3 protein-coding genes are annotated in these 2,854 nt (G+C 43.3%); all 3 read right to left on the bottom strand.

All coding sequences use genetic code 11. The features are described 5' to 3' along the window. Nucleotides 1–90: 90 nt before the first annotated feature. Genes Q1K24_RS09705 through Q1K24_RS09695 form a run of 3 tightly spaced genes read right to left on the bottom strand, consistent with a single transcriptional unit; the run spans nucleotide 91 to nucleotide 2,716 of the window. On the bottom strand, nucleotides 91–444 hold the full coding sequence (locus tag Q1K24_RS09705; RefSeq protein WP_300369514.1) for a four helix bundle protein: 354 nt from the start codon (nucleotides 442–444) through the stop codon (nucleotides 91–93). A gap of 35 nt (nucleotides 445–479) precedes the next feature. After that, a complete protein-coding gene (locus Q1K24_RS09700) occupies nucleotides 480–1,439 on the bottom strand; it encodes a Gfo/Idh/MocA family oxidoreductase (RefSeq protein ID WP_300369511.1) in 960 nt (319 codons plus the stop codon). Then, nucleotides 1,439–2,716, bottom strand: a complete 1,278-nt coding sequence (locus Q1K24_RS09695) for a nucleotide sugar dehydrogenase (RefSeq protein ID WP_300369517.1) — start codon at nucleotides 2,714–2,716, stop codon at nucleotides 1,439–1,441. Before Q1K24_RS09695 ends, Q1K24_RS09700 begins: the two co-directional genes overlap by 1 nt. Between the last annotated feature and the right edge of the window lie 138 nt (nucleotides 2,717–2,854).

Genomic DNA, 2,854 nt, shown 5'->3' with positions numbered 1-2,854 from the left:
AACAATAATAGTTTTTCATTTTTCGTTTTTCTTTTTTGGTTGCAGTTGATAGTTTCTGGTTTTTCGTTTCTAGTTTTTCGTTTTTGGTGTTCATTTGGATCGCTTCAGTGATGAGATGAGGGCATTGAGCATTTTTTTGACGGCGACCAATTCTAATTCTACCGTATGAAAACTTTCAATATAGCCAACATTTTTTGCAATAAGTAATTGTGTTTCCAGCTCGCATGCAGATCCCAAAGCAATATATAAAAACTGAATAAATTCCTTGGAAGAGTTTCTTGAACTTCCTTCTGCAATGTTGCTGGGAATCGAGACAGCCGATCTTCGAATCTGATCAGCGAGAGAATATGTCTCTTCTTTGGGAAGAGCTTTCACCTGCAGATAAACATCTGTGACCAATTTCATAGATTTCTTCCACACTTCCAGATTCTGATATCCTGTCATACCTTCTCCCACCAAAAACTAAAAACCAAAAACTATCAACCAATAACTAACTTACAAAACGGATGGTAATCCCCTTTCAGACCAATGGGTTCGAGATTCCTGATAGTGGAGACTGTCTGGATGGAGCCGTAAGCTTCATCGAGTCCGAAGCCGTTGCCCCCCAGAATCTCTTCGTAGCTGCGGGTATGCAGATCGGTAAATCCTCCGCTGAATTCGATCTCTTCGCCATCGACGGTGATGGATCGGTAGGTGCGCTGGCCCTGGGCTTTGATCTCGTCGGGTATGTAATCGTATTTGACCGAGAGAAACCACCGGACATCGGCATGTTTGAGCTTCAGATATCCCGCATTGGCATAGGGTGTTTTGAGGTGTACGATATTCTCTTCCACATCACCGAATATCCATGTCAGCATATCGTAAAAATGTACGCCGATATTGCTGGCGATTCCGCCGCTTTTGCTTTCATCCCCTTTCCAACTGACAAAATACCATTTTCCGCGTGATGTCAGGTAGGTCAAATCGATGTTGTAGCGTTTGTTCGGGTTGTTCCTGATCTCTTCCTGCACTTTCTCTTTGAGAGCTACAATGGATGGGTGCAGCCGAAGCTGAAGGATATTGTAGACCTTTTTCCCCGTCTCTTCCTCGATGACTTTAAGCGCATCGATATTCCACGGGTTGAGTACGAGAGGTTTTTCACAAATGGCATCCGCTGCGCTGCGCAAAGCAAAACGGATATGGGCGTCGTGCAGATAGTTGGGTGAACAGATACTCACATATTCAATTCGCTTATCCTGCTCTCGGTGCCACTTGTCGACAAATCGGTCAAAACGTTCGAATTCGGTAAAGAAGTGGGCCTCCGGAAAGTAGCTGTCGATAATGCCCACACTGTCACATCGATCGAGTACAGCGACAAGATCGTTTCCGGTCTCTTTGATCGCTTTCATGTGACGCGGTGCAATATAGCCTGCTGCGCCAATCAGTGCAAAATTTTTCATTACAGTCTCCATGTCGGTTTTTCCACTATTCCTTTGATGTCTATCAGTACTGCGGGTGCTGTACTGATATTCTCATAGTCCGCTCTTTTCAGTGATTTGAACTGATCATGCGCAACGGCTACAATGATTGCATCGTATTTTTTATCTGCCTCAATGGGATTGTGCCGTAACAGAGGATATGGAAAACTTTTTCTTTCAACCTCAGTATCAACCCATGGATCGTAGGCATCAACATTCACATGATACTCCTGCAATTCATGAATAATATCCACTACTTTTGTATTGCGAGTGTCCGGACAGTTTTCCTTGAATGTAACTCCCATAACCAAAACATTGGAGTCTTTGATTTTTTTGTCATGTTTTATAAGGTGTTTAACTGTCTGTTCGACAATATATTTTCCCATACCATTGTTGATCTGTCGCGCACCAAGAATAAGGTTCGGTTTGTAACCCAACTCTTCTGCTTTAAACGTGAGATAATAGGGGTCGACACCGATACAATGTCCGCCCACAAGTCCCGGCGTCAACTTAATGAAGTTCCACTTCGTAGCGGCCGCTTCGATCACTTCGTTGGTATCAATGCCCATCGTATCGAAAATAAGCGCCAGTTCATTGATAAGTGCAATATTGACATCACGCTGCGTATTTTCAATGACTTTGGAGGCTTCGGCAACCTTGATCGACGAAGCCAGGTGTGTGCCTGCCTCAATAATGCTTTGATATAGAGCATCGACCTTTTTTGCAATTTCCGGAGTGGAGCCGGATGTAACTTTGAGAATCTTTTTGACGGTATGCTCTTTATCACCGGGGTTTATACGCTCCGGTGAATACCCTGCAAAAAAATCTTTGTTAAATTTCAACCCGGAACTCTTTTCGAGAACCGGAACACATACCTCTTCTGTAACACCTGGGTAGACTGTCGATTCATAAATAACGATGTCGCCTTTTTTTAGAACGCGTCCGACTGTTTCAGAGGATTTGATTAGCGGGGTCAAATCGGGACGGTTGCTAGCATCGATCGGTGTAGGCACTGTCACAATATAAATATTGCAATCGGCAATCTCGTCGACTTTACTCGTAAATCGAAGATTTTGCTTTACACCTTCCAGCTCATCTTTGGAGACTTCAAATGTTCTATCATAACCTGTTTGAAGTTCTTCTATTCGACTTTGGCTTATATCCAAACCGACAACGGCATATTTCTCTGCACATGCGACAGCCAACGGAAGCCCGACATATCCTAATCCGATTATTGCAATTTTGTCTTTTTGATTCATCTCTATTTTTTCCTGTCTAGATTTTATAAAACTTGCGATACCATCGAACAAATTGTTCAACCCCTGCATCCAGATTTGTCGTTGGTTTGTATCCAACATCTTTCTCCAATGCACTGGTATCTGCCCATGTTGCTTCCA

The sequence above is a fragment of the Hydrogenimonas sp. genome, from assembly GCF_029932565.1.
Classification (GTDB): Bacteria; Campylobacterota; Campylobacteria; order Campylobacterales; family Hydrogenimonadaceae; genus Hydrogenimonas.
Note: the sequence above shows the minus strand (reverse complement) of the source record. Positions and strands in the feature narration are given on the sequence as shown.